Source organism: Methanobacterium sp., assembly GCA_039666455.1.
Classification (GTDB): Archaea; Methanobacteriota; Methanobacteria; order Methanobacteriales; family Methanobacteriaceae; genus Methanobacterium_D.
Genome location: JAVSLW010000022.1, coordinates 1 through 3,561 on the forward strand (window position 1 = coordinate 1; position 3,561 = coordinate 3,561).

3 protein-coding genes are annotated in these 3,561 nt (G+C 39.0%); all 3 read left to right on the top strand.

Annotation, left to right across the window (positions count from 1 at the left end):
- Positions 1 to 1,013: 1,013 nt before the first annotated feature.
- The 3 genes from PQ963_06140 (at position 1,014) to PQ963_06150 (ending at position 3,408) form a co-directional block, all read left to right on the top strand.
- Positions 1,014 to 2,273, top strand: a complete 1,260-nt coding sequence (locus PQ963_06140) for a DDE-type integrase/transposase/recombinase (GenBank protein MEN4029243.1) — start codon at positions 1,014 to 1,016, stop codon at positions 2,271 to 2,273.
- 17 nt (positions 2,274 to 2,290) lie between these two features.
- A complete protein-coding gene (locus PQ963_06145; GenBank protein ID MEN4029244.1) occupies positions 2,291 to 3,097 on the top strand; it encodes an AAA family ATPase in 807 nt (268 codons plus the stop codon).
- Positions 3,098 to 3,273: 176 nt separating this feature from the next.
- Positions 3,274 to 3,408, top strand: a complete 135-nt coding sequence (locus PQ963_06150) for a hypothetical protein (GenBank protein ID MEN4029245.1) — start codon at positions 3,274 to 3,276, stop codon at positions 3,406 to 3,408.
- Positions 3,409 to 3,561: the final 153 nt, after the last annotated feature.

The following is a 3,561-nucleotide window of genomic DNA, read 5'->3' on the forward strand; positions in this document are numbered from 1 at the left end:
TGTTATAAATCAAAATAAATCAGACAAATTCGTATTCATTTATGCAAATTGAACCATACAGCAAAGAAGCAGAGAGATGAAATAATCTGCATTTTTGTTATGCAAATTAAGGTATCTGGCAATAATTTTCTTAGAAAGGGAAAAGGGAAAGCCGGCTTGTCGTCCTAATTTGCTTTCCCTCTTTGGTAATAACATCTATGATTATTATTGCCAGATTTGTTGGAAATATAACACGAAACTTCATTTTAGGGAAAACAAATATCAATGTATGCAAATTTGGCTGCAAAAGATGCTCTTACGGAGGACGTCTGCACCGTCACGGGACATACTCCCGTAACGTCATCACTATCTCTCAAATATTTCAAATCAATATCCAGCGTTTCAAGTGTCCCATTTGCAAGAAAACATGCTCTATGCTTCCGTCTTTTCTTATCCCGTATTTTCAGTATTCCTTTGATTTAATTACAATTACCCTTTATATAGTCTATACCCTGTATCGCACTCCTTCCCATGTACCCGCACTCATGAAGGAAATTGGTTCTCACTGTCATATATCACTACAGTCTATTCTGTTCTATATGAAAAGGTTTAACTCACAAAAGTTCAGGATAAACAGCTTCTTTACAGCTTATGACAGCTTTTATTATGATGTGGATATATTATCTCTTAATGATTTTGTTGCTGCCGGTATCCTGTTGAAGAAGATATTTCTTTACAATAGGTTCTACGGTTCCTTCAACTTGGATTATCAAATGATGTTCCGTAATTATTTCATGTCTCCTTGATTACTTCTGTTATGAAAGGTCTTATTCTGCCATTTTTTAAATTTATCCGTATTTTTACTGCATAAAATGATGTTTAGTCACTTTGCTAAAGCTTTCATTTCGGCTGACAACAGCCCGAATTGATGCGTCTTTTCATCCCACACTCCTTTTCACCACGTCCATTTGAATATACGCCCCCATGCTTGTCAATATTTAGCATATAGACGATTTAGAGGAGGTATGCCACTTATGGATGAAACTACAAAGCAGAAGATAGCTCTGTTTAAATACTCTCTCATTGCACCTCTTTTGATAAACTCCTATGTCCAACCTACCGCAAAAGCATATATCGAATCTATCTGCGGCAAGGTTTATGAAACCCCTTACTATGGTAGTCGTGAATTCTCGCCTTCCACCATCAAAGATTGGTTGACCGATTACCGTAAGCACGGGATTGAAGGACTGTATCCTGCAAAGCGAAGCGACTGCGGTACTTCGAGGTTGCTGAATGAAGTTGCCAAACGATACATCATCGAATCCAAAACAGAAAACCCATCAAAACCTGTTCGTGTAATTTTTCATGAGATGGTGGTCAAAGGTATTGTCGCTCCTGATTCTATTTCTATGTCTACTATCCAGCGGTTTGTGTCAAATCATAAACTTAACAGAAAGAGCGTCGAACATAAAGACCGCCGGGCTTTCTCTATGGAATTCCCGGGAGACTGTTGGCAATCCGACGTAAGTACAGGTCCATATCTTACAATTAATGGCTTCAAGAAGAAAACTTACATCATAGCCATAATTGATGATAATTCACGGGCAATAATGGCCTGCTCAGCATTTTATGAACAAAACTTGATCTCCTTGCTCTCAGTATTTAAGCAGGCTGTACAGCGCCGAGGAATTCCTAAAAAACTTTTTGTTGACAATGGGCAAATTTATCGTTCAGATCAACTCCAGTTTATCTGCGCCTCTCTGGGTACAGTCTTATCCCATGCCGAAATATACCAAGCTCAAAGTAAGGGAAAAATTGAACGTTGGTTCCATACGTTCCAATCTCAGTTTTTAAATCTCTTGGACTGGACGAAGCTTAATTCCCTTGAAGAATTAAACCAAAAGCTCAACAGCTATATTGAGGACCAATATCATCAGACCATTCATTCTACCATTAAAACTAAACCAATTGACAAATATCTAGAGCATCTTGATAAAATACGGTTTGTATCCTCTAAACAGGAGCTTGACCATATCTTTCTGTACAGAACGACAAGAAAAATCAAAAATGATGCTACGCTCCCTATCCTAAATGTGCACTTCGAAGTACCTGCTAAGTATATCGGAGAACGAATAAACGTACGCTACGATCCCACCTGTCTCGACAAGGCCTATATATTTAATGACAACGGAAAATGTCTGGAAGCTATTCATCCTGTCGACAGGGTGGCTAATTCAAAAGTACTGCGAAACTCTAAGGTTTTACCTATAGATTTTTCGGAATTTTCTCAATAACAAAGGAGATATTGTTTATGTTTCAAGCATTTTATGGCATGGATTTCAACCCGTTTTCTAAAGAGGTTGATATCAAATACAGTTTTAAGTCTAATGACTTTACTCAGGCCAGCAACAGACTTGAGTATCTCAAACAGGTCAAGGGAATTGCCCTAATTGCCGGTGAACCAGGCTGCGGGAAAACATTTTCTCTCAAGTGTTTTGTATCTTCACTCAACAGGAATCTCTTCAAGACCGTGTATGTCCCTCTTACTACCCTCACGGTAAAGGAATTCTACATGCTCCTGTGTGATCAGCTGGGCGTCATCCCCACATACAAGAAGGTGGAATTGTTCAAACAGATCCAAGAATCCATTTTAAACTATGCCGGTAAAAATATTACTCCTGTCATAATCATCGATGAGGTTCAGTTCATATCAAATGCTATTCTTGATGATTTAAGACTGATCCTGAATTTCGATATGGATACCAGGAATCCGTGTATTGTCATACTTTCAGGACAGCCCAAACTGGTGCTTCAGTTGAATAGACAGATACATGAGGCATTACGGCAACGAATTATCGTCAACTATACTTTCAACGGATTAAGTAGAGATGAAACAAAGGAATACATACTTTCACGTCTAAAAGCTTGTGGCATTTGCGAATCTATTTTTGAGGAGAATGCCTATGAGTTCATTTATGCTTCTACCGCAGGTTTTGCAAGAAAAATCAATAATCTTGTCACAATGGGCTTAATATGCGGCGCTAGGGAAAAGACCCGAACTTTGAATTCAGAACTAATGCTTCGTGCTTTAAATGAGATGAGCATTACTGCTTCTTGATATTTCTGGGGTGTCTCTTCTCTTCCGGGTGGCCAGGGCAACGCAGGGGTGCGACCCGAGTAACCGGAGGAAGTGGAAAGCTGATCCTCTGCCGGGGTCTCCCGGTGGAGAAGGGACATCCCGAATTATTTGATTCAGCTTTTTACTTTTATTCGTTAAACCCTAGGGGTTTGGGGATGAAATCCCCAATCGGATGTTATACTATCAACAGTATGGATAAAAAAGCGAAAGCAGACAATCTTGAACAAAAGCTATTAAGGGTGACTACGATTTCTAAAACCACCATCAGGTGGTTTTTAACGTTTGTTTAAACTTGCTGAGCTGATAAGAATGCCGTAATTTGCATTTTCGGTTCAATTCTTAATGTGCAAATTATCCCATCCGACTTTTTAAGGCGGTATTATGCTGTACTTAAGGATATTTTATTTTGCCTAATCGAGATCATTTTATCGCGGCGCGTAACA